19 protein-coding genes and 3 pseudogenes are annotated in these 24,177 nt (G+C 23.4%); 9 read left to right on the forward strand and 13 right to left on the reverse strand.

What is annotated here, in order from left to right; translation table 11 throughout:
- Positions 1-322: 322 nt before the first annotated feature.
- On the reverse strand, positions 323-4,156 hold the full coding sequence (locus BB_RS04420) for an Eco57I restriction-modification methylase domain-containing protein (RefSeq protein WP_164928169.1): 3,834 nt from the start codon (positions 4,154-4,156) through the stop codon (positions 323-325).
- Positions 4,157-4,718: 562 nt separating this feature from the next.
- On the opposite strand from BB_RS04420, the pseudogene BB_RS04425 reads away from it, so the two are divergent.
- From BB_RS04425 to BB_RS08100, 3 genes and pseudogenes are all read left to right on the forward strand, one after another.
- Positions 4,719-4,856: pseudogene (locus BB_RS04425) on the forward strand (complement regulator-acquiring protein); the annotation flags it as partial.
- A 520-nt stretch (positions 4,857-5,376) separates the two neighbouring features.
- Complete coding sequence (locus BB_RS08095) at positions 5,377-5,529, forward strand: BB0158 famile outer surface lipoprotein (protein WP_420024816.1); 153 nt, start codon at positions 5,377-5,379, stop codon at positions 5,527-5,529.
- 82 nt (positions 5,530-5,611) lie between these two features.
- A pseudogene (locus BB_RS08100) lies at positions 5,612-5,737 on the forward strand (BB0158 famile outer surface lipoprotein); the annotation flags it as partial.
- Between the two features lie 389 nt (positions 5,738-6,126).
- On the opposite strand, the pseudogene BB_RS07980 reads toward BB_RS08100, so the two are convergent.
- A pseudogene (locus tag BB_RS07980) lies at positions 6,127-6,400 on the reverse strand (phosphorylase family protein); the annotation flags it as partial.
- Positions 6,401-6,897: 497 nt separating this feature from the next.
- Between BB_RS07980 and BB_RS04430 the strand changes: the two are divergent.
- A complete protein-coding gene (locus BB_RS04430) occupies positions 6,898-7,761 on the forward strand; it encodes a S2/P23 family protein (protein ID WP_010890262.1) in 864 nt (287 codons plus the stop codon).
- A 550-nt stretch (positions 7,762-8,311) separates the two neighbouring features.
- Here the strand turns inward: BB_RS04430 and BB_RS07930 are convergent.
- The 8 genes from BB_RS07930 to BB_RS04465 form a co-directional block, all read right to left on the reverse strand.
- Entirely contained in the window at positions 8,312-8,434 is a 123-nt protein-coding gene (locus BB_RS07930; protein WP_012614991.1) for a hypothetical protein, read from the reverse strand.
- A 1,132-nt stretch (positions 8,435-9,566) separates the two neighbouring features.
- The gene (gene bptA, locus BB_RS04435; RefSeq protein ID WP_010890264.1) at positions 9,567-10,187 is read right to left on the reverse strand and encodes a virulence-associated protein BptA; all 621 of its coding nucleotides are present in this window, start codon (positions 10,185-10,187) and stop codon (positions 9,567-9,569) included.
- Between the two features lie 12 nt (positions 10,188-10,199).
- The gene (locus BB_RS04440) at positions 10,200-10,709 is read right to left on the reverse strand and encodes a hypothetical protein (protein WP_044283684.1); all 510 of its coding nucleotides are present in this window, start codon (positions 10,707-10,709) and stop codon (positions 10,200-10,202) included.
- 788 nt (positions 10,710-11,497) lie between these two features.
- Positions 11,498-12,079, reverse strand: a complete 582-nt coding sequence (locus BB_RS04445) for a chromosome replication/partitioning protein (protein ID WP_010890263.1) — start codon at positions 12,077-12,079, stop codon at positions 11,498-11,500.
- Positions 12,080-12,095: 16 nt separating this feature from the next.
- Complete coding sequence (locus BB_RS04450; protein WP_010258956.1) at positions 12,096-12,854, reverse strand: ParA family protein; 759 nt, start codon at positions 12,852-12,854, stop codon at positions 12,096-12,098.
- On the reverse strand, positions 12,830-13,393 hold the full coding sequence (locus tag BB_RS04455) for a DUF226 domain-containing protein (protein WP_010258957.1): 564 nt from the start codon (positions 13,391-13,393) through the stop codon (positions 12,830-12,832). The genes BB_RS04450 and BB_RS04455 overlap by 25 nt, the downstream gene beginning before the upstream one ends.
- Positions 13,394-13,402: 9 nt before the next feature.
- Complete coding sequence (locus BB_RS04460) at positions 13,403-14,476, reverse strand: plasmid maintenance protein (protein ID WP_044283689.1); 1,074 nt, start codon at positions 14,474-14,476, stop codon at positions 13,403-13,405.
- A gap of 565 nt (positions 14,477-15,041) precedes the next feature.
- Positions 15,042-15,638 (reverse strand): isochorismatase family protein, encoded by a 597-nt coding sequence (locus BB_RS04465; protein WP_042334675.1) that lies wholly within the window; start codon positions 15,636-15,638, stop codon positions 15,042-15,044.
- Between the two features lie 1,276 nt (positions 15,639-16,914).
- Between BB_RS04465 and BB_RS07935 the strand changes: the two genes are divergently transcribed.
- The 5 genes from BB_RS07935 to BB_RS07800 all read left to right on the forward strand — a co-directional run bounded on the left by BB_RS07935 (position 16,915) and on the right by BB_RS07800 (position 21,704).
- A complete protein-coding gene (locus BB_RS07935) occupies positions 16,915-17,097 on the forward strand; it encodes a chromosome replication/partitioning protein (protein ID WP_257730689.1) in 183 nt (60 codons plus the stop codon).
- A gap of 62 nt (positions 17,098-17,159) precedes the next feature.
- Positions 17,160-17,321, forward strand: coding sequence for a plasmid partition family protein (locus BB_RS07940; RefSeq protein WP_233188755.1), 162 nt, complete (start codon positions 17,160-17,162; stop codon positions 17,319-17,321).
- Positions 17,322-19,934: 2,613 nt separating this feature from the next.
- The gene (locus BB_RS04475) at positions 19,935-20,150 is read left to right on the forward strand and encodes a hypothetical protein (RefSeq protein ID WP_029357333.1); all 216 of its coding nucleotides are present in this window, start codon (positions 19,935-19,937) and stop codon (positions 20,148-20,150) included.
- Between the two features lie 151 nt (positions 20,151-20,301).
- Entirely contained in the window at positions 20,302-20,520 is a 219-nt protein-coding gene (locus BB_RS08030; protein WP_416171558.1) for a hypothetical protein, read from the forward strand.
- A 1,037-nt stretch (positions 20,521-21,557) separates the two neighbouring features.
- Positions 21,558-21,704, forward strand: a complete 147-nt coding sequence (locus BB_RS07800) for a plasmid partition family protein (protein WP_233189047.1) — start codon at positions 21,558-21,560, stop codon at positions 21,702-21,704.
- Between the two features lie 241 nt (positions 21,705-21,945).
- Here the strand turns inward: BB_RS07800 and BB_RS04485 are convergent, their stop codons facing one another.
- From BB_RS04485 to BB_RS04495, 3 genes are all read right to left on the reverse strand, one after another.
- Positions 21,946-22,677, reverse strand: coding sequence for a virulence associated lipoprotein (locus tag BB_RS04485; RefSeq protein ID WP_010890261.1), 732 nt, complete (start codon positions 22,675-22,677; stop codon positions 21,946-21,948).
- A gap of 830 nt (positions 22,678-23,507) precedes the next feature.
- Positions 23,508-23,723, reverse strand: a complete 216-nt coding sequence (locus tag BB_RS04490) for a hypothetical protein (RefSeq protein WP_080511133.1) — start codon at positions 23,721-23,723, stop codon at positions 23,508-23,510.
- 104 nt (positions 23,724-23,827) lie between these two features.
- Positions 23,828-24,177: plasmid maintenance protein (locus BB_RS04495; protein ID WP_044283693.1), on the reverse strand; the 350-nt coding region annotated here is incomplete at its 5' end.

A 24,177-nucleotide genomic window follows, 5' to 3' on the forward strand; every position in this document is an offset into this window, starting at 1 on the left:
CCGGCAACATGAACTATAGCCTAAAAATCTAAAAGACTAACTTGAATTTTCTAAAAATCGTAAATTTTAACTCAAAAATCTAAACCTGCAAAATTTTAGATTTATTACAAAGAAGTCTATCATAAACTTCGTATAATCTTGTTTCAACTCTATCTAATCTGGCTTTAAATTCATTACCAAAGCAACTAAATCTTTAGTTTCAAATTCAAATACCACTCTTTTATCTAAATTATCTATTTTAAAAACCTTTAGCAATATCTCAGTTCTTTTTTTCTACCTCATTTTTTAGTTTAAAATTTTATTTTTTATTTTTTTTATTAACTTATTTATGATAAAAAATTTTATTATTTAGTAAATAATTATCATATCCTTTTATTAAAGAAGAAATATAATCTTCTCCTTTTTTTTTATTCTTTAATGCCTTAAAATCACCAAGCAAGGTGATAAAATCTTCCTTAGCTAATGAGTAAAGACTAGCTATAATAAAATTATTTTCATTTTCTTTTTCTTTAAAAAATTCATCTTCTTTATCTAGTTTCAGTATTTTATTAACTTTTTCTTTATCAAACTTAAAATATTCTAAGTAAAGTAAATATTTAAAGTTTTCGGGATCATTTTTGGCTATCAGTAAAGAAGTATTTTTTGCAAGATTTAAATATAAAGGATTACTTAAAATTTCTTTTTCTTCGGGTTGAGGCATTGGGCATTGATAAAGGCATGATTTTAGCACATTTGAATCAACAAATCTTCTTAACAAAAAGTCAAATACAAATGAGTTGAAAATAGATATAATAAATAATTTTTTATAAAGTGATATTGGTGTTTTCTCATCATTTATATATATTGAATTCACACAATAACAATTTCCAGGAGATAAAGTACTAATCATAGTTCTTTCATTTGTGTTGCTTGCAATTGCTCTATAAAATACTCTTTCGGTTTGATATTGGTTATCTTTAGTTAATACCTTTTCCAAATCCTCTTTATCTATCCATAGCAATTTAGAGCTTTCTTTTGCATCTTTATCTTCAAAAAATCTTGAATTAAATTGATGAATATTAGCTCCAGAATAAAGAAATATAAGATTTTTATTATTACATTCTTTTAATAAAGATTTACGATTCTTAATGCTTGGATCTAAGCCTTTTTTAAAATCAATATATCCTTCACCAAGAGCACTAAATTTGCTAAACATTTTATTAATAAGAGTAAATTCTTCATTGTCTTTGAATTCTATTATTGATTCTTGAATAGGAGATAGCTTCTTAATTTGATTTATATTTAATTCAATTCCTTTATAAGCATCGTCTTTACTATCTTTCAAATCCCTAGTTATTTCTTTTAAAATATTATCACTACTCTGAATCATGAATTTTGCTTTAAAGCTCGATGTAGATTCTTTAATATTACTAAGTTGAAATATTGCAAATTTAAAACTTGAATGCACATCTTTAAATCTTTTTTTGTTTTCAAATTGATAAATATAGTTAAGTTTATAGCGAGCAAATATATGTTTTCTTAGTATTCTAGAACTAGATTCATTCCAAATAGCTGAAGGAACTAAATAAGTTAAATTACCTTTTTCTTTTATTAATTTTAAATTAAATGTAACAAAGTATCTAAAAAGATTTGGGTCTCCACCACTAGTAAAGCATTTAAAATCAAATTTATAAATATTATTAATGGCAATTATACTATTTTTTTCTTCATTGTATTCAATACTCAAAGGATGATTATCTTTACTAAGTATTTCTTGTTTTATGATATTTTGTTCTTTTATGCCTAGTTTTCTGTAGTTAGGAATATGTTTTGAAAAAAACTCTGTTTCATTAAATTTAGTTTTCTCCCATGGAGGATTTCCAATTACAATATCAAATCCTTCTTGAATATCTGGAAATTCAATTCCATAGTGAAAAAATTTATAGTAGCTACTTAATTTTCTAATTTTTTCTATTTTTTCTTTATCTTCACTAGAAGTTTTATTGCCCAAAATATTTTCAATTAAACTAATTACAGACGCAATATCACTAAATTCCATATTTAAAGATTTATCAAAAGATAATGAATAAAGTTTAATTAAAGAAAATATTATTCTTAAATTATCTATATCTTTACTTTCTTCATATTCTTTGTATATCTTTTTAGATTTTTCTATATCTTCTTTAGTAGTATCATTAATACCTTTAATTTTTTGATAAATATCTTCTAAAATAGTTATAATTTCTTTAATTCTTTTTTTAAACAAAGAAAATCCACTTTCAAATTTCTTTTTTACAATATCAAAGAATTCATCTTTGGTATATCCTAGCAGGGCATTTCCTGCTTTTATATGATGTTCAATAAAGCTTAGTGGTGTTCCAAAAATAAAAGTATTAATCCACAAACTTAGCATAGTAATTTCAACTGAAATGGGATTAATATCAACACCATAAATACACTYCTTTAGTAACATCCTTTTAAGTACTAATTCTTTACTTATACTATCTTGAACATCATACTCTTCACTTTCTTCAATAATAACCCTATATTCTTCATCAAGTTCTTTTTTTACATCTTCAAATTTATCTAGCTCGTACCATACCTTTTCTGTTAAGTAATCTAGACAAGAAATTAAAAAATGCCCTGATCCACAAGAATTATCAATTATCTTTATATCTAAAGGGGATTTGGTTTTAAGCTGCTCTTCAATTGATGATATGACCATAAAATCAGTCAAGTCATCTGGAGTATAATATGCCCCACTTTTCTTTCTATCAAGTGATCTAGATGTAAGATAAATATTACCTTTAAGATATGTAGCAATTTTGTTTACTTTCTTATTTTCAAGCTCTTCTTCAGTACGAATAAGGTAAACTCCGTCTTCAATAATACGATGAACAGTGGTATCTGCAATTCTTAGGTCATATTCAAGTAGAGTTTCGTATAATTCTCCAAAACTTTTAGGATCTAACCTTGAATACTTTACAAATTTTTCATCTTTAATATTTTTTTCTTCAAAGAAAAGCATTTTAACTAGTATTTCTTCAATCTCGCTAATACTGAGCAAACCTTCATTATTTAAATATTTAACCTTATCTTCTGAAAATAACCCTCCATTAAATACAGGAAACTTTATTGCATCACTTCCTTTATCAAGTAAATTGAAAATTGTTATTATTTTTTTATATTCTAATTTCTTTTTTGTATTTTCATCATAAAAAAAATATCTAAAAGATATAGAAGATCTGTATAGCTTATTTTCTTGTAATATTTTCTTAAAAATGTCGTTATCTTCAATATATGCAATAAAAAATATTCTTAAAATAAAAATAATTGATTCTTCAAGAATGCTAGCTAAAATATGCTGAGTAATTTCTTTGCCTGATAATTTAAATTCTTTGTCATATATATTTTTTGCAATTTTAAATACTATAGAGTCGTCGGGTCTCTCATAAAGTATCTCTTTTAGAGTTTTTTGAATTATCTCTTTTTCTTTAGCTATTTGTTCTTTTTCAACCTCTATTACATTACTTGTCTTTAGATATCTTTCTTTTCTTATAAGGTAGATGAATAAAACAAACCATTCTTGTTCCTTATATTCTTCTTTTTCTTCAATTTTAGMAAAATTGAATTCAATATATCTTTTTTCTCCATAAAGTACTTTCGATTTGTCATATAATCTCCATACCTTTCCATTTGAAAGTATCCCATAATGTTTTTGATATTGATTTAGATATCTATATAGCTGATCTTCTGATTCTTTTAATTTATCTTTAGCATCAAAACTAAATGTTGGGCGCTTAACCTCTGCTATAATCAAGATATCTTCGATAGGAATAGGTTCATTATTTTTTTTAGCTTCTTTTAATTTATTATTAAAGGATGCTTTGTCTTTGTCGTTTTCAAAAAGCAGTATATCTACTCTAGACTCCACTCCTTCTATTTGACCGGCTTTTTGTTGTTCTACTGAATAATTTAGTTCTTCAAATATATACTTTAGCAAAGACTCTATATTTGCTTCTGTGGAATTATCATCTATTGAAAAAAGTTTATTTTTTATAAGAATAAAAAAGTCTTTTAGCTTATTAATATTTTCCTTTTTTATAAAGTCTTTTGATAATTGTTTATAAAGAGATATATTAGGATTATTTGTTTTTACGATATCATTAGTTTTCATTATCTATGCTTTTAAAAACCTTTTATATTATTTACAAATCTTTTCCATATATTATTAATATTAACAATATATTTTAAAAAAATTAAGTTTTTAATTAAAAACTTAATTTTTAGATAAATAGGTTGATAGAATAACTTTCAATGAATTCAACCACAACAAAAATCATATTCATTTATCACTAGAGTTTGCTCCCAATATACACCTTCTAAATTTATTAATAATCTAAAAAAAGTATCTTTAAGATTTATAAGAAAAAAATATTTTACTTATTTAGACAAGTATTACCGGAAGCCTTATTTGGTCTAGAAATTATTGTCTTCTCTTTACTAGAGATGATTCTATTGATATCATCAAAAAGTATATTCAAAAACAAAACAAATCTATTTATTGGCAAATTCATATCCACCAAAATTTCATAGAAATTATAGATGGAAAATTCTTTGTTATTTTTTGGCAAATTATTTAATAATATTAAAATTATTTGATTTTTATTATTAAATTGTAATATTATTATTTTGAATTAAAATTATATTTATTAGTCTAAATTTGTAAGGAGAATATTTTGAAAAACCCCAAATCAAATAAATCTAAGCTTAACATTATTACAGCAATATTAGCTTCAATTTACATATCATGTGCACCTATTGGAAAGGTCAATACAAAGCCAAATAGTGATACCAATCCAGAAAATAACCAAAATTAGAATTTAGAGAAGCTTTTCGTATAAATTTTTTATAATTTTCAGGATTATACTCACTGGCAACTATGTTCAATATTCCTCAAATGGCTATAATAAAGGAATATTGAAATTATAGGCTATGTAAGCTGCCGATGCACTTTCCATATCTATTATAATTGTATTTTCAAATTCTTCAAAAATATTTTAGATATATTGATTTTCATAATTAATAGATCAGTCTTCCAACAATTATTAACCCTAAATGTGATATTGTCCTGCCTATCTTGATTTAGAAGCCTTTATTGCAAATGTTTATTTGATATAAATTTTTTAGAATGTTCTGGAGCCTGTCCTATTTAATACTTAGAGGAATTTAAAAAACATATACAAAGCTAAAAATTATCTAAAAAGCAATTTTTCATACTACATGTTCCAGATGGTATAAAAATAAAAAATGATTTAAGGAACTATAAAGTTTATCTTTTAAAGTTCCTTAAATCCACAAAAGCTTTGCTATAAGCTCTGATATAAATTATAGAATATGGGGAAGGAAGTACCAATAGTTAAAATTATAGCTTTTAAGTCAACTAAAGGGGTTGAAGAAAAATATAAAGTTAAAAGCCCAAAGTTAATTTCTGAAGTATTGAATATTGATTTTTATCAATATAAAATTAGTATTGCTCTAATTAGGTAAAGGGGCTTCAAGAAAGCCCGGGCGCATTAATTCATATAATTTTTAGGGGTTTAAATGACTATTTAAAAAAGCATTTGTTAAATTTCTCTACAAGGAAAGCAAATATAATTATATACTTGCGCATCTTACTATACAAGATAAACAAAATAATAGGGATAAAACCTATAAAATTGCATTGGGTCTAAAATTATTTCATTATGGTTGTTAGCCCGGATGTTTAAAGTTTTTTGAGATTTTTAAATATCATTAAAAGCTTGGAATTTTTTGTAATGAGCTGTAATGATATTTTTACTAAAAAAGGGACACTTTCTAATCTAAAATTGAGTGCGGTTGAACGTTGTATTTTAGATGACATGGAAATAGTGATAATGAATTAAAAAATAATTTATTTGAAAGTTATGATGAAAAAACTTGGACGAGTTTTTTATGAGCTTGGGATCTAACCTTTTTTATACAATTTTTTAGCTTGTATTTGTAATATTACAACTTTTTAAACTCTTCTTACATAATTTCAATTTATTAATTGAAATTATGYTCATACATATTATATAAATCTTAAAAGTTTCTAAATCTAATACTGAATATTACGATTTATTTTTAGTTATCATATAATTTTAAAAAAAAAATATTATATTCAACCTTATTAACTTCTTTATTTAAAATATCCGTATGGCCCAATAACTATAAAATAGACATTAAACGTATGTGCAACATGCCCTATTACGACACCTTCCATCTCAATAACTATTACATCTTTAAAGTTTTTTATAATTTTGTTCATATATTTTAGATCAATAAACTGATCTCCTGAAACTATTAATCCCAAATATGCATTAAAATCTATAATTTTTGATTTAACAACCTCTATAGCTTTACTAGCCCAATATTAAAAACATATACAAAAATTCAAATTTTTACCACTTTTTTTAAATTTCTTGCAAAAATATTGAAAAAGGGATTTGATCGTATTAACTGCATTAATAAAAACCCTAAATACATTAAATTTAAAATTTTATTTGCCCGCGCTATAAAACAAAATTTGATAAGCATAAAAATACCTTTGCTTCTTTTTCTAAATACTCTTTCACTCTTTTTAAGCCTTTATCATTTGCATAATTGTTGCAAGAACTTATCAACACAAAAATAATAAAACAATAAACATTTTTTTGCATATTGCTCTATAGAGTAAAACAAAATACAATACTATATAAATTATATTTACAATATTTTCTACAAATTCTAAAAAGTTAACAGGTCAATTGATATTGATCCACAGAATTTCTTGTCTTTTGCTTAATTCTTTTTGTGATATAATGAAAAAATATTTTATAAATTCTTGACTTTGATCAAGGTAATAGGAGAAATTTTATGCAAAAAGACATATATATTTCGAATATATTTTTATATATACCATTATTTTATTCGTGTTTTTTGACGCCACCAAAATCTTTAAAAATCAACAGTATCAAAACTGAAGTTTTTGATTTTAAGATAATTGAAGAGGGGGATATTACAAAATATAATAAAAACCCCATTAAAGAGAGTAACAATAATATTTGTCTTACTTTTAAGGAACCCGAATTAAATGAAATAAAAGAAGGAGAGGTGTTTGAAATACTTGCAAATGGTTATGTTACATGGGCAAAATCTGGTGATTTAAGAGATATAAAAGATAAAAATAATAATTTAATTGAAGATCTTAGAGAGCTTAAGTATTCTTATATTTTTTCACCCATCCGATTCAAAACTTATTCATTGCTTACCTTTAGCTATACTAATTATAGCATTAATGACAATAACTATAAAATATTCGGTCAAGAAGTACCTATAGCTAAGATAATAGCATTTGAATCAACTGAAGAGTTTGAAAAAAAATATGAAATCAAAAGTTTAAAACTAAATTCTGAAGAGTCGAATATTGATTTTGAACAAAATAGAACTGGTTTTGCCAAAATCAATTTAAAAGAAACTTCAAGGGAACCTCAATACATTTATTCATATAATTTTGGGGTTTTTGACAATTCCTTAGCAGATTATTTTAAGCTCTTTTACAAGAAAAGTAAATGCAACTATATGCCTGCATATCTTACTATAAAAGATAAACAAACAAATAAAGATAAAACCTACGAAATCATATTAAATCTAAAGCTATTTAATGATGCTATTAGATTAATATTTGATAAGTATTCAAATTTATCAAAAGAAAAATTAAAACTTTTTATTGATGAATGATGAAAACTGAATAAGAAAAGCAAAGGCAAAAAAATGGAGCCAAAAATTCAGCAATTAATATATTCAAAATTGATAAAGTTATATGGCATATGAGGTATTTTAACTTGTTGATTTAAAAGTATTGGTATTGAAAAAACCAAAGTAAATTGTCTTCCCCCTTTTTTCTTTTTGTGGATATTAAAACAAAAATCTTTAAAAGTTTCTTAAGCATTATGTAAAATATTTAATTCAAAATATAATAAAACTATTAATTTTAATTTTTCATAAATTAAAATTAATAGTTTTTGGTTTTAATATTATTATATTAATAACATATACCTAGATTTTTACAAACTTAAAAGGAGCTGGGGTATAATATGGAAAAACATATCACAATATTCTTTTCTAAACAATAAAAAAATTGTTACTTTTGAACTTTAAATTACTTGCTAACGGATTTAAATGAATTTATTTGAACTAGCTTTTTTATAATTCTATTGTTTATTAGATATCCTAGTTTCTTATTTCTTACTATTTCAGGAATATAATTTGCTGATAATTTTTTCATAATTTACAAACTCTTTGAAACAAGCTTGTGCATATTCTTCAAATTATCTCTACTTACATTTAAATTTTTTTGCTTTTCTATTATTTTCCCAATTAAGTCTTTTTCCTTTTTAAAAAACTCACACATTAAAATTCCCAAAAATTTCTTCTTTTTTTTAACTCTAAAATTAATTCTTTTAGGTTCTTTTTTCTTAGATTTAGTTTTATTTAACTCTATATAGCTAATACTTTTTTTAAAGCAACAATATATCTTCCCCTTACCATATTATTTTTGTTATGTGTTACAATAATTATCTCAAATTTAAAAATTTCTTTGTTTATAATTATTAGGAAACACAAAACAAATAAAATAAATCAAACTTTTATTTATGTAAAAATTATACTAAATGATAGTATAACTACTCTTAATTAGCATTTTAATTAAAATGCCTAACTTTTCCGAAATGGAGAAGCTATAAAAAACATAAAATTTACACCCTACAATATACACCATATGAATATATACATGTCCTATTTTGAAGTTTTTTATTAATGAATTAACCCTATATTTATTTTATGAGCATAATAGAAGGACATTTATTTTACAAAGTTTCTGAAGCTCAAAAATCCTTAAAAACAAGTTTGATTATAAAATCACAAAAAGCCATTTAAAATACAAACTAGAGGTTTTTGAATGTTATATTAAAATAGAAAATATAATGATGATTTCAGAAGATTCCTTAAAATATTTAACACTTGACTTAGTCTTATTTAAAACAACTAAAAATATAAAATAGAAGTAAAAAAGAAATTCAAAAAATGCCTAAATTTAGAGAATTAATCAAAAAAAAGATAAATATATTGTTTATATAATGGATGCAATTTAAAAAAACCTATCCCCTAATTTTAAAAACAGAAAACTTTCTCCTTTATGCTACAGAAATAAAATTTTTAACAACAATTATTTTTATTATTTCGGCCTTTTTTCTCAAATTTTTATTGTCCCAAAAAGGTAACAATAAAACGAATAACCTAGAAGAGGTGGCCAATTTGTTATTTAAAAACTTTAAAATTTTTTGCAATGCATTTTAAATTCCAAATTACTTTTGCATAAATAAATAAACTTCTCTTTGCGCAAATGGAAATCCAAACCGATCACTAAAATATTTCTTAAAAAATTATATTCAGCTAGCCCAGATATCATTTGCTTTTCACACTGAAAAGCATCCTCTTGAACACTAGAATTAAAAACACACTGTTTTTAAAATTTTCAATTTAAATTAAAGATTGTATTTTGGCAAAAAATTTTCTATATCTATTTTATATTCTCTGTCTTCATTAGAAATTAACATAATCTTTAATCGTTTTAATTTTTTGATTTTCTTAAAAAACCCTTTAGAAATAGTAACACACAAGGTATTTTTTACTACAAAAGGAAATTCTAAATGAAAAAACTTTTCATTTATATTCGGATCACCAATGTTAAAATCTTTTAATTGCTGCCATTTCTCACTTGGTAAATTATTTTCATGCTTTGAAACTTTAGCATCTTCAAATCCTTCAAAAATTACACTTTTAAAACCTAAAATTTTATTGTCATGCACTTTAAAATCAAACCTATAAACGGTAGATAACGCTTTATAAGCATCTGCACGATAACCTGTCGCTTTTATCATCTTTTTATGCTTAAGCTCAGGAATTATAAGCTGTGATTTTATAAAAACCAATTCTTTCAAATTACTATCTTTAAAAAGATATGTATAGGTTTCATCAACAAAAACATTATCATCAAACTTTTCAACAATTTTATTATAAATAACATTGTTTTCTTTTTGTTTGTAAAAAAAGAAACCTAAAAAAATACAAATTAATAGTAACCCAAAAAATAATATTTTACCCATTAATAATCTATCCTACTTATGAAAAATCATATCAAATGCACTATAAAAATGTGAGCTATTTTCCCTGCTTACCCTGAAAGAATATTTTTTTTTCTCATTATTTATCTCATCAAAACATTCAACATATACATCAATTCCATTTTCTTCTGCTAACTTTCTTATTTTATTCATTTTTTCACTGTAATCAAAGAAACTCATATCAAAATTAAAATAATTAACCCTGTCAATAAAGCGAGAGTGGACATTGATTGGATGATCTATTACAGAAACCCCATTAATATACACCTTTTTAAATACAATCTCTGTGTTATTTATAACTTGTATATTAAAACCTAAATCCATGTATCCGTCGTGATCATACCTCAAAGTAAAAGATCCAAATTTGGTTTTTAATTTAAGAATTAAACCGAAATCATATCTATTACTATCATTTAAAATAACAACTTCTTCAGATATTTCACTAGGAAAAATAAACCTGCTGGGAATTAATAAAAAAGAAATTAACAATATTATTACTTTCATACCTTTTATTATTATACTATTCTAAAGAAGAAATAAATAGAATAAAAAATTTTAATTTCTCTTTTTTAAAACTATTATTTCTAGGTCAAAGATTATAGAATAGAAATAGTTTATTGCTTTATCTAATGATAGCAGCTTATAGGATCTTTTTTAAGATCGGTCTATCATCAAGAATATAAATCACAAAAGCTTTTTAAAAGCTATCTAAATTCTTTATTCAAGGCAATAATTTATGTAAAAATAATTAAAAAAACCTCCATTTTTGAGCAAACATTTATACGAATTGATTTGGAAAGTCAAATGCACAATTCTAACACTGATTGATAAAAATACTTTTTAAGTTTTTTATATTCAAAATATAAAAAACTTATTTATAAAAGATTTTTCAATATCGATTTTTTTGTGATTTTATTATTATTGGTATAAAATCACATAGGGCCTAACCATAAATACTCTTAAAGCAAGAATACTTATCTTAAGCCCTATAAATAGACATCGACCAAAGTTAAGGATGCTTATAGTTAATAGCACCACTTACCAAGATTATACGCTATTATAGTGTTAAAATCAATACATTATTCTCAAATAATATACATATTTATTTATAAATTATCTTTTAAAAAATTTACTTCACTTTATTGATTATTTTTCTAACACTTTCTGATTAAAGTCAATATTTTACAAAGTATTTAAATTCGGGTATTTGATAAAAATAGTGAATTTAAATACTTTATTTTCCAAAAACTATAATTTTATATTCTGCACACAAAATTATCTATATTAAATTTTTAATTATATTTTTTACACTCCTTATATTCTTTCATAATTTCATTAAGCAATTCTTCTTTATCTTTAAGTAATTTTTCTAGCAAAAAACTAGTAAATCTTGCTTTTGATTTGTAATATATGTATGCATCTTCTGTTTTAAGCTGAAATCTTAATGGCCTGATAAAATTTCGATTGGATTTTTTAACTTTCCCCCCTTCTTTATCCTTTAAAAAAAATAAAGAATTCTGTATACCGTTTTCGATTATGTATTTTTCCTGAACTAACCCTTCTTCTATTGCATTTGCCATTCTTAAATATTCATAAGCCTGGCTTTTTGCTATTTTGTAATTCCTAGTAAACATTTCAAAGTTTTGATAGCCATCTAATTTATAATATTCTTTATCTTTAATCTCTTTTAAGATCTTCATTGTTTCTATTTTATTGTGAATTTCTTTTTGGAAGTTGATTATTAGCCTTTCTTTTAAAAATAGAAATCGTTCCATTTTATCTTCATCACAATTAATTTCAATTTGCTTTTGATTTTTGCCAGTATTAATACGATCTTTTATTTTTATATTCATATGTTTTAATTTTACACTCATTTCATTTCCCTATATATTATGAAATTAAAAATTTTTTTGACAACTGAAAAAATTTTTCAAGTGTAATTTCATATTCTTTTATATAATCTTTATTTAAATCGAAAGTATCGTTTTCTGCTATCCTTTTGTTCAAGTCTTCACGTTCATGAATAACGCCTAAAAAATTATCATCTCTGCTTATTAATTCCAATAAGTGCTTATAAGTGTTGTTTTTCTTAAAATTAGTTACCATTGGGAAAATCGGTATTTTCAATTTTAATCTTTTTAGAGCAAATTCTAATAATTGCATGCTTTCTACCGACCATTTTTGAGCAGTCATTGGAATTATTATATAATTACTTACAACTAATACGTTTGTTAAAATAATTCCCAAACTAGGACTAGTATCTATTATTATGTAGTCGTATTTATGTTTTAATAATTTTAAACTATCTTTTAATCTTGTTTCTTTAAACGGGATGTTATCGTCATAAAAAAGGTATAAATATATATAACTGGGCAATATGTATAAATTATTGTTTAATCTAAAGGTGGAAGAATTTATGTTTTTTTTATCTGCTAATACTTCGTAAATGTTTTGTTTTGAAACATCTACCCCTTGTTCTTCCAAGAGATCTGAAAAATAGCTAGTGGTTGATGCTTGTGGATCGGCGTCAATTAGAAGAACTTTATATTTTTTAGACAAGAGTGTTGAAAAAATAATAGCACTTGTGCTTTTGCCAACACCTCCTTTAATTGAGCAAATGGCAACTATTTTAGTGTTTTCTCTATCCATTTATTTATAATTCCTCCATCAGGCAATTCTTTGCAATAAAATTCATACACTTTTTTTTCCAATCTGTTTAACATGTCAATAAATGTTTGAAAATATTTTTTATTAATTTTTTCTTTTTTGATTAACCTAGCAAGACTTCTTAAATAACAAAACACACTGCCTTTTTTAAATTTAAATTCTATATAATATACTTTGGAAAATGTATATGATTTTAAAGTGCCATTGATTTTGTATTTTATAACAATGTTTTTTATAGGTTTTCTGTATCCATAGAAAATTCCTATAAATTTATCATTTTCTTTTGTAGAGAATAAATTAAGTCCTTCTAATTTTCCTTGATTAAATAATTTTCTAAAAAGAATTAAAAATTTGTTTTTTTTATATCTGTTTATTTCAAATTTGTATAGATCCATTAGCATTTTAGTGTGATATATTGCTCTTTCGTTGAGAATTTCTTTTTTGATGAAAATTTCTGGCTTTCTACTTTTTTTTATTATTTCTTTTTTTTTGTTTTTAAGTTTTTCTAGTACACTTTTCATTTCAAACTCTTAATTTATATAGCTATTTTTATAAATATTTTGTGATTCTATTAGTTTGATAATTTCATTATAGTATTGATTATTAAATATTTTTTTGTATTCAAGTTTATTTTGTTTGTTTAAGTATTCTTTAATTTTCGACCTTAAATTTGTTGTGTTGGTTTTTCTATGTAATTGATCTAAAAGTATGTTATATATATTGGTTTCTATATTGTCTTTATGTTTTTGGGGTTCGGTTTTATTAGTATCGTCCTTTATCTTTTTTATAATTTGATCGAAATCCTTATATTTATTGCTTTCTAATATGAAATGGGGTTTGTTTTTATATTTTTGATATGTGTTTTGTATTTGGGTTTTTATCTTTTTTTTGTCGCAACCTTCTTTTATTAAAATTTTTTGGGTTTTTCTTAATATTGAAATTAAATCTCTTTTTTTGTTTTGCAGTGTTTTTTGTAAATTACATTTGTTTTCTTTTTTGAAATAATATTTTTCTTTGATTATAAATTTAAAAAGCTTGATTGTTGTTTCTTTTTTTAAGTTAAGATTAATAATAAAAGAGGAAATTTCATTATCGAAATTACATTTTTTTGCATATTTTTTTAGTTTAAGCTTATTAATCCTTTTTTTTCTTTCGGTTTCTCTTTCTTCTTTTTTATATTTATTATTAAGACACTCCCCATTTTTTACATTGTCCTTTTTATCGTAATTTATTTTAATATATACATTAACACGTCTTTGAAATCTTTCTGTTTTTTTATTCCTAAAGTGTTGGTTTAGTAGATTATAGCAGTCTTTTTTAGAATGCCTAAGAGCATAGTAGATTTCAGTGCCCATATTAATACCTAGATGTCTATAGTAGTTAATAGTAATATTTAGCTTTTCTAGTTTATAGAAGTAGTTTCTAAGCGTTTTGATTGAAACTTCTTTTTGCCCGTTGCGCCTTAAGTTACTGTTAAAACAATAAAGGATGTCTGATTGGTTGTATTTTTTTTTGTTTTTATTAATATACTCAAGTGTCGCAATTAAAGCAATTAGTTTGTGTTGATATTTACTTTGTATTTGTAGGGATTTATTAACCTTCACTTCTGCCTCCTCAACTTCGGATGGTTTTTTATACACTCTTACATAATAAAGCAATTTTTCAGATAAGTAAAGTTTATCACTAAAAAATAAAAATTTTTTATATTGTGAGCCGGTTTAAACAGGTGTTATTGGAATTAAATTCTTAAAAGATTTTATTGTATCTATAGACTGTACATTGGGTATTAGAGAATTATGTCGGTGGCGTTGTTTTTAACATTTTGAGATGGATATTTTTATATGATGCATGGGGGAAGTATTTGAGTTCTTTATCATTCTTTTATTATATTTAAATAGGGCATTCGAAGTGGTATTACACAAAGGATAAGTAATATTAAGTTGACTTGTGTTAATTGCAGAGCTTTATATGATAGAGATATAAATGTAACTATGAATCTTAAAATTATTCTTACTAAGAAGTAAAAACCAAGGAAAAGGCGGCTTTAATTTAATATAAAGGCCATTCTTTGGTGAATAAACTTTTCTTATATAGTCTAAAAAACTATCATTCCATGATAGTTTTAATTATAAATAGTAGTTTTCTAATTAAATACTATTGAATGATTTTTTATATATTAAGCTTACTTTGGCTGTCGAAGATGTCCTTGGAGAAGCAAGTTAATACATTAAGCTTTTTAAGTTCCTGAATTATTAATTCAGGAGTAGATGTTATGCTTCTTGTAGCATCTGTTATTAGATAAACTCGAAATCCCAAGTTAATTGCATCAAGTATTGTTTCTTTTACACAAAAATCCAATGCTAGTCCCGTTATAAATAATGTATTGATTGAATTGTTTTTCAGATAAAGCTGAAGGCCCGTTTGTTTTTTTTTAATGCAATCATCATAAAATCCACTGTAACTATCGTAATATTGATCGGTTCCTTTAAAAAAAACTTTTTTTATTCTTTTCGTATTTAGATCATTAGGAAATTCTGATCCCCAAGTATTTTTGACGCAGTGCTCAGGCCAAATACCCCCATTTTTATTGTTAGAAAAGCTTACATGATTTTTACAATGCCAATCCTTGGTGGCAATAATGTTTTTGAAATAATTTTGAAGTTGGTTAATCAAAGAAATTATTTCATTACTGTTAGATACTGGCAAAGTGCCTGATTCTAAAAAATCATTTTGTATATCTATTAAAATAAGTGCACTATTTTCTATTATTTTAAAAATAAAATCCTCCTTAGGAGATATTTAATAACAGAATATACTTCTGCTATATTAGGCAATATCCCTTGATACAACTTTTGTCAATAATTATATATTTGGGATTAATATGGTAATTAGTTTTTCCTTAAAATTAATTAAATTAAAGCATAAAACCCATCTTTAGTTTTGGTTTTATAATTATTAATATTAAGATCCGCATTACAATCATTCATAGAAAAAACAAGTATTCTAGTAATTATGCTTTATTTTATAAATTCTCTCCCTAAATATAATAATATTACAACAATGTATTATAATAATATTAATTATAGTATAATATCGAAAATTGTTTACCATATTGTGTGGTATTAATAGGGTGAAAATCTTAGATATGCTTTTTGTTTTTTCAGTAAAATTGATTTATGATGTGCCTTATATAAGGAGGATTTGGACATTATTAAAAATGTTTAATTTAAATTGGCGTATTTTTATCATTGGCAATATAAATTTTAACAAAAAAAGCAAAATTTAACAGTTATAATAAAGCCCTAATAGCAAGGTATTTTCCGATCTATCTAAGTTAAACTATTGAAAGATTTACAAAGTTATAATAAAAGCATAATAAAAAAAGTTTCTTAAAGGGCAATCAATAAATATAATAAGTTTTTTAAAAATTTTTTGGAGATTGGCTTAAAAAATCAAAATTGCAAGAGCACGTGTGTTGCTTAATGTGTGATATTTGTAATTATTTGTCTGGGCTTATTAAAAGAGATAGTAAAAAAAATATATGTATACATATATTTTAAATAAAAGTGATTTATAAAAATAAAAAATAAAAAAGAGAAAACGAAAGTAAAAAAAGAATTAATAAACTTAAACTAAAAAATATGCAAAAAATGTAATTTTGGTAATGAAAACACTTATTGGAATTAATAGGCGGTGATGATAATTTTTTAGGCCCCATTCATGAACGTGAAGACTTGAACAAGGGGATAGCATAGAACGATACTTTCGATTTAAATGAAAATTATATAAAAGAATATAAAATTACACTTGAGAAATTTTTCCAGTTATCGGAAAAATTTTTAACTTCATGATAAGTAAGGAGATAGAATGAGTTTAAAATTTAAATATATGAATATAAAAAATAAAGGATCTTATCAATACTGACAAAAATCAAAAGAAAATTGAAATTAATTTTAATTAAGATAAACCGGAACAAGTTCTCTTTATTTAAAAAAGATTAATAATTAACTTTTAAAAATAAATTCACAATAAAATAGAAACAATGAAGATCTTAAAAGAGATTAAAGATAAAGAATATTATAAATTAGATGGCTATCAAAACTTTGAAATGTTTACTAGGAATTACAAAATAGCAAAAAGTCAGACTTATAAATATTTAAGAATAGCAAATGCAATAGAAGAAGGACTAGCTTGGGAGAAAGGCATAATCGAAAACGGTATATAGAATTCTTTATTTTTTTTAAAGGATAAAGAAGGGGAGAAGTTAAAAAATCCAATCGAAATTTTATCAGGCCATTAAGATTTCAGCTTAAAACAGAAGATGCATACATATATTACAAATCAAAATCAAGATTTACTAGTTTTTTGCTAGAAAAATTACTTAAAGATAAAGAAGAATTGCTTAATGAAATTATGAAAGAATATAAGGAGTGTAAAAAATATAATTAAAAATTTAGTATAGATAATTTTGTGTTAAGAATATTAACCTATGTGATTTATCAAATATATTATTTAGATAAGGTATTTGATAAAAAACAGGGAATTTCTTTGTTTATAAAGTAGTTATTTAAATCATAAAATGTCAAAAAAATCGGGGTAGTAAAGTAAAAAGTAAAAGATGATTTACAAATAAATATGCATATTATTTGAGAATAATGTATTGATTTTAACACCAACAAAATTCATTTTCCAAATGATATAAAAGTTTTTATAAATGAGCTTATAGGGTCGTTTTCAAAATTAGGCTATTATAAAGAGGCAAAAGAAACTTTGCAAAATATTTTTTGTATATTAGATAGTAATTAAAAATGATTTAGTCTACTCAATAATTTATATGAGATAATAAAGTATATTAAGGATATGTGCTTTATTAATAAAAATAAAAATAAAAATAAAAATAAAAATAATTATATCTTAATAAAAAAATTGGAAATACCGCAATTATTGATAATTTATCGAATTTAGATACTAATATAGATAAAAATTAATAATTGACAAAGATTTAAAGGGTAATTGAAAATGAATTTAGAAAAAGAAATTTATAGTAAAATTCAAAAAATGAAAATTCTATATGAAATTTAAACAAAATAACTTTATAAATATGATTGTTTTAAAGTTTTTCTCAATTTGTAAAGTCTTTTGTAGTTGCTAAAGCGCAAACTTATTTTTATTTAAAACTTTAGTCAAAAGTTTTGGAGGATAGTTTTATCTATTGATAAGATTAAGGAATTAGGATTTAAAAATATAAAAAAACACATGTTTAGAAAAAAAATCATTAAATTTTAATAATCATATAAGTAAATTAAATAATAAGAATATTTCTATTAGAATTTTCATGAGAGATAAAGAATTATGTGAGTTTGTAAAAAAGAGATAATAATAGTAAATTATATTTTTAAGGAGCTTTTTAGAATAGAAAAGATGTTTTGCTTGATATTGTAACTAATATAATAATAAGAAAAAGTAAAATACAAAATTTTGTTTTATAGTGTCTGTAATGAAGATTTGAAATTTAATGTATCTATTAATTTTATTAATGTAGTTTTATTGCTAGTTGTTGTAAAACTAAATTAACTTATAGATATTTGAGCTTTGTATTTAATATCGGTTTTTCTTTTTTACAATTTTATTAATAAATGTTTATTTTGATAATGCTTTCAAAATTTATGTTGCAAAAAATTATTCCAACTTTATTAAATAAAGTTGGAATATCTTGTATTTTTATTGTTTGCATTTAATTGTCTTTATTGTGATCTGCTTTGGTGATTTTGGAATTTGTGCTCTGGGGGGAGTAGTTTTTTTGGGCTTTATTTTTTTGCTTTATAGTGTGCAATGTAATTAAATTGCTTTTAAGCTTTATATATGTAAATATAGGTATTTAATATATTCCTAAAGCTTGGTGGGATAATTATGAGGAAAAGTTTACTATGTCTGCTATTTTTATATTAATAAGTTCTTATAAACATTATATAAGTTGTAGATATACAAAATTTAGAATAAGATTTAAAAAAACAAGCTAAAGAATTTTTAGATTTTATAGATACAAAAGAAGAGATAAAAGAGAAATTAATTTAAGATGCCAAGCAGAGATACAAGAGAAATCTAAAAATCTGGTAGCTTAAAATATTGTTGAAAATCTAAGATTAGAAGTTAATAAAAAAGGATACAAGAATTAGAAAAGATTGAAAAAGAATACAAAAAGTAAGAGAAATTTAAAAAAGAAGAATAACCAAAAGATAAAGAAGAGTTATAAAGATAAATTAAAGTGTCTTGAAGATGGTTTGAAAGAAGAAAGAAAGATGTTAGAAAGAAAAATTTTATTTTAATTGATTAAAAACTCGTTATTATAAAGAAACAGCAAGCAAGAAATAGAAAAGGATATGAGTATAAAAATGTAAAATTTGTTTTAGGCTTTGTATATAAAAATTTACAATCCCTAAATAACCTCCCAATAAAAACAATTATTAGCTCGTTATAAGGGTTTTGGGGTATTTATTTCTAGTTCTATAAACAACACAACAAATTTTACTATTTTTCTTAAGTAGCTTTTGGCAAGAATAACAATTTTTTATTATTAAAAGCTTTTGGGGCATCATTTTGATTTCCTTAAAAATCAATTATAATTATCTAAAAGTTTAAGATAAGGTAATTATGTCTTTGCTTAAATTTAATGAAAAATAGCTTTTTATAATATTAAAAAGTTTATACTTTCTAACTTTTCGCTTATAAGAGATATATTAAAATTAATTAGTGATATTGATACAAATAATGAATATAATAGTCCAAGATAGATTTTAGAAGAAATTATTAATGTAATAAATAAATTGATACAGAGCTTATTTTTTAAAGAATTTTCTTTTACAAGAGCCAAAACAAGCTCAAAAGATCCCCTATCTTTATTTTTATGAGGATTTTCTAGCTAAGTACGATGTTAAATTAAGAAAGGCCAAAGGAGTGTAGTACACTTCCTATTCGGGTGTAAGTTTTATTGTTAACAGTTTACATAAGGCACTTAAAAAAATTAAATTAAATTATGGCTTTAAAAATAGGGATAAAGTTGCAGTGTTTGATTTTGTAATAAGTATTGGCACATTTTTACCTGAAGTAATTAAAATTATATTAAACGAAATTCCAATAGACTCTGAAAAACAAGAAGATTACATTAATTTTCACATACTTAAAAATGTCTATGGTTTTGAATGTTTAATGGTTCCTTATGTAGTTGATCATTTAAAGCCAAGTCAATATTTGAAAGAAAAATTTGTAGCGACAGCTTAAATAATGAAAACATAAAGTTATAAATATTTTTGACTAATTTTATTGATAAAGCAGACCCTTCAGATCAAAAATCTTTTAAGGTATTTTCCCTGCAATTGGAGAAGAAAATAAACTTACAAATAAAGCTAAAGAAAAGCAAATACTTGTCATACTGGGAAATCCTCCTTATAATTCAGATTCAAAAAATAATAATGAATATATATTAAATTTAGTTAATGATTATAAAAAAATAGAAAATAAGTTTATAAATGAAAAAAATTTAAGGCCACTTAATGATGACCGCACTAAGTTTATTAGATTTGCAGAACATAGAATTAAAAGTTCTAACGAAGGATTGCTAGGTATCATAACAAACAAATGGATACCTTGACAAGGTGGCATTCAGAGGTATGAGATTACCTCTTAAAAACATTTGATGAAATTTATATATTAAATTTACACGATAGTTCAAGAAAGAAAAAAACTGATGATGGCAGTATAGGTGAGAATGTATTTTGTATCCAAACCGGAGTTACTATTGCTATTTTTACTAAATATAAGATGGACTAAAAAAAGTAAGCTGATTAAAGTATTTTACAAAAGTATTAAAGGCAAAAGAGAAAAAAAATATGGGTTTTTAGGAAAAAACAATATCTTTACTATTAATTTTGAAAAACTTGAATACAAATATCCCCATTATTTTTTTACTAAAAAGATTTTTCAAATAAAGATATTTATGACAATGGGATTTCTTTAAAAGATATTTTCAATAATTTTAGTATTGGCGTTCAAACCAGAAAAGCTAAAATAGCTAATTGACTATACAAGAAAAAAGCTTTTAAATAAGCTTAAGAATTTACATATTCAAAAGAAGAATATGCTATAAACAATTATAATCTAGGTGAAGATTCTGTATTTTGGAAGTTATTATAGATTTAAAAATTTTTAAATCTATAAATATCGATCCAAGTTATGTTTAAAAAATATCTTATAGGTTATTTGGCAGCAGATTTATTTATTACTCTAAAAATAAAGGAGTTGTAGTAGAGCCAAGATATAAAAAAATATATTTTAGAAATTGAGAATAATATAASCCTTATTACAACARGATTTTTATCGACAAATAATTTTTTTCATTCTTTTACCTCTAGAATTTTATAGAGATGTTTTGTTTCAAATAGATGCAGTGAATCAAGCCATGTATTTCCCCTTTGTATAAAAGAAGATCAAAGTGTATTTAAAGATTTAATAAAAGAAAATTTTAAAATTCCTTTTAGGAAATTTATTAATACAAAGTATAGCAAAAAAAGTTTACGGAAAAAGGGTTTTAGAGGAGGCCTGTTTATATAGATAAAATTAAAAAATAGGGCTTTAGAGGAATACAAAGACAGTTAAAAGAGAATTTATCAAACGTAAAAAAAAGAAAATTTGCCTGAAGTAAATAATAGAAAAATGTCTATTAGGATTTTAATAAAAAACAAAGGGTTTTACGAATTTTGTAAAGAAGATACTAAAAGAGCTTATTTTATTTTTGAAATATTATTTTTCATTAAAAAAAGAAGTCTTATCATTTAATTAATGAATATGAAAATTACAAAAGAAAATAAAAAGAAAAAACCAATGCTTGATTTTTATTGTATTAAGGGTATATTGTTACTTTAGGTAAAAGCTAAGCAGATTTTAATTTAGGTTTTATTAAATTTCCWGYGAACTACTATTTCTATAATCTTTGATTTAGAAATAGTAGTTCACTATTAAACCTATCCTTTAAAAAAAGGATAGGTTTTTACATAATATTAATTCCAATAACATGACTTTAAAGGTTGCTTATTGACAATATGTTATTTTTCAACTTTGTTGCTTGAGAACTTTTTTTTTCAATTTGCTTGTAAAGTTCCGTTAAATGAGATTCAAGCTTAGCAATATCTGTTTTTATAGAATCCTTATCATCTTGATAATCTAATAAAAGTTGGTTTAACATGTCTGATACGATTGATTTCATGGATAATAATTTTTCAAACGAATTTTTAAGCTTCTCTAAATTTGAAATTTCTAGTTTATCTAAAGCATCCTTTTTAGGATATAAGTGATTAATCGCTGTATCAAAAGTTCTTCCAAGGTTGCAAAAAGTGCCAAATAGGAGGGTTTTTTGTTTTGATTGAATTAAAATCTTTGAAAGATTCGCTAACTTATTGGTATTAATAGGATTTAAAGTAGCATAAGTGAATTTTCTATAGTTTTTAGATCTATCGGTATTATCTGCTACCGTTTCATATGATGCTACCCAATAAATTTCTTTGAAAATTGATATTCCATATTGGTTTGAAGGTTCTTCTTCTAATTTTTTTTCATATTTTTTTCTATCCTCGTTAGCTGTTTCTATTAAATTTTTTAAATCATCAAGTAGCTTATTTTTTATTTGTTTATTAGGGATTTTTTCTATTTTTAATAATCCTTTTTTAGAATTATTTTGATTGGTATTAGAATCTGGATTGCAAGCATTTAAAAATAGAAAAATAAATATACTTACGATTATATGGTATTTCATAGATATTCTCCTTAACTATAATATAATGCAATAATAATATAATTAAATAATTAGTATAAATTATTGAAATAATAATAAGAATATTTTTATTATTAGATATTTTATAATATTTTTGATTTTTTAATGTTAGTAATTCGATAGCTATTGCTATAGCAATTGTTTTGAGAGGAATGGAATAAGATGTTCACTAATTAGAATAAATTCATTCGGATTTATTTTGTAAAAATTTTTTTGTTTAGCAAAAAAGTAAATACTTTTATAGCAAATTTAGTTATATTATTAAAAGTTTTAGTAATTGTAGTTTAAATTTATTCAAAATATAACTTGACTATAGTTTAATTTTGGTTATACTATAAGTTAGTTCGACATTATGCTCGAATTGATCAATAATTAGTAATGAAATAGTGCTTAAAGTGATTTTTTTAAAGAATTTGTCTTAAGCCCTATTCATTTTATGTAACATTAATTTTCCTAATTTACGTTTTATTTATATATTTTTTAGTTTTAATTGTTTTTTATTAGGCCTATGAGGTGCTATAATGCATTTACAATATATCTGATTTTTTTTAATTTGGTTTATAATTCAAAAATAGGGTATTATAGCCCATAGTCTTCCCAAAATATGTATTTAAATTACAAGGGAAAACACCTTTAGTAAATCTACTAAAGGTGTTTTCCCTTGTAATATTATTATATAGTCGATTTATAGTAGTTCGTAATTTTTGTGTAATATATTTTTAAAGGATAATTGATTGTGTAGTAAAGTTTGAATATATTTTTTTCCACGTTAAATTTATTAGTTATAATTTTTAGTGTGTTTTCTAAATTATCTAAATTATTTCTAATAAATCCATTTTAATATTTTCAGTAGTATTGCAATATTTATGTATGTTAGAATTAAACACGTGGTGTATAAAGCCCCTACTATAGTACTCAATATTTAAATTTAGTTCAGTGTCGCCTAGTGTGTAAATAAGAATTATTAAGTGAGAAGATAGCTTATTTTTGTAATTCATTTTTATTATTTTTTTCAAAAGTTTTTCCAAGTTAGTATTCCTAGTAATTTTTATTATTTATCATATAAAAATATATATCTTTGCAATTTATATTTCTAAATTTGCTTAATTTGCAAAGATATAATTTTTTACAATTAAGTAGTAGTAGTGTTTTTTTGTAAAAATTGTTTTAATTTTTTGTAGAATAATTTGTAGTATTCTTGTAGTTTTAAGCAAACTTTTTCTAGGGTGTAATTAAGTTTATAATAAATTATGGATTGATTGTCTTTAAAATAGAATTCGACTATGACGTTTATTTCTTTTTCTAATTGGTTTAAGTATTTTTCTATTGTTGATATAACACTAGGAGTTAGATTTCGGTTTTTGAGATTTTCGTTATAAAATTTGAGTAGAGTTTTTTGAGAATAATTTTCTAATATTAAATTGATTTCAAATATTGTTATGGTAAGAATAAGTAATCTGCATGCATGATTCATTACTTTTT

Source organism: Borreliella burgdorferi B31 (assembly GCF_000008685.2).
Classification (GTDB): domain Bacteria; phylum Spirochaetota; class Spirochaetia; order Borreliales; family Borreliaceae; genus Borreliella; species Borreliella burgdorferi.

Bases quoted from the DNA above. Each gene is read 5' to 3' on its own strand.
- BB_RS04445 (WP_010890263.1), bottom strand. From the start codon at position 12,079: ATGAGTGTAAAATTAAAACATATGAATATAAAAATAAAAGATCGTATT.
- BB_RS04440 (WP_044283684.1), bottom strand. From the start codon at position 10,709: ATGAAAGTAATAATATTGTTAATTTCTTTTTTATTAATTCCCAGCAGG.
- BB_RS04450 (WP_010258956.1), bottom strand. From the start codon at position 12,854: ATGGATAGAGAAAACACTAAAATAGTTGCCATTTGCTCAATTAAAGGA.
- BB_RS04485 (WP_010890261.1), bottom strand. From the start codon at position 22,677: ATGAAATACCATATAATCGTAAGTATATTTATTTTTCTATTTTTAAAT.
- bptA (WP_010890264.1), bottom strand. From the start codon at position 10,187: ATGGGTAAAATATTATTTTTTGGGTTACTATTAATTTGTATTTTTTTA.
- BB_RS08095 (WP_420024816.1), top strand. From the start codon at position 5,377: ATGGGGAAGGAAGTACCAATAGTTAAAATTATAGCTTTTAAGTCAACT.
- BB_RS04455 (WP_010258957.1), bottom strand. From the start codon at position 13,393: ATGAAAAGTGTACTAGAAAAACTTAAAAACAAAAAAAAAGAAATAATA.
- BB_RS04430 (WP_010890262.1), top strand. From the start codon at position 6,898: ATGCAAAAAGACATATATATTTCGAATATATTTTTATATATACCATTA.
- BB_RS07935 (WP_257730689.1), top strand. From the start codon at position 16,915: ATGAAGATCTTAAAAGAGATTAAAGATAAAGAATATTATAAATTAGAT.
- BB_RS07930 (WP_012614991.1), bottom strand. From the start codon at position 8,434: ATGTGTGAGTTTTTTAAAAAGGAAAAAGACTTAATTGGGAAAATAATA.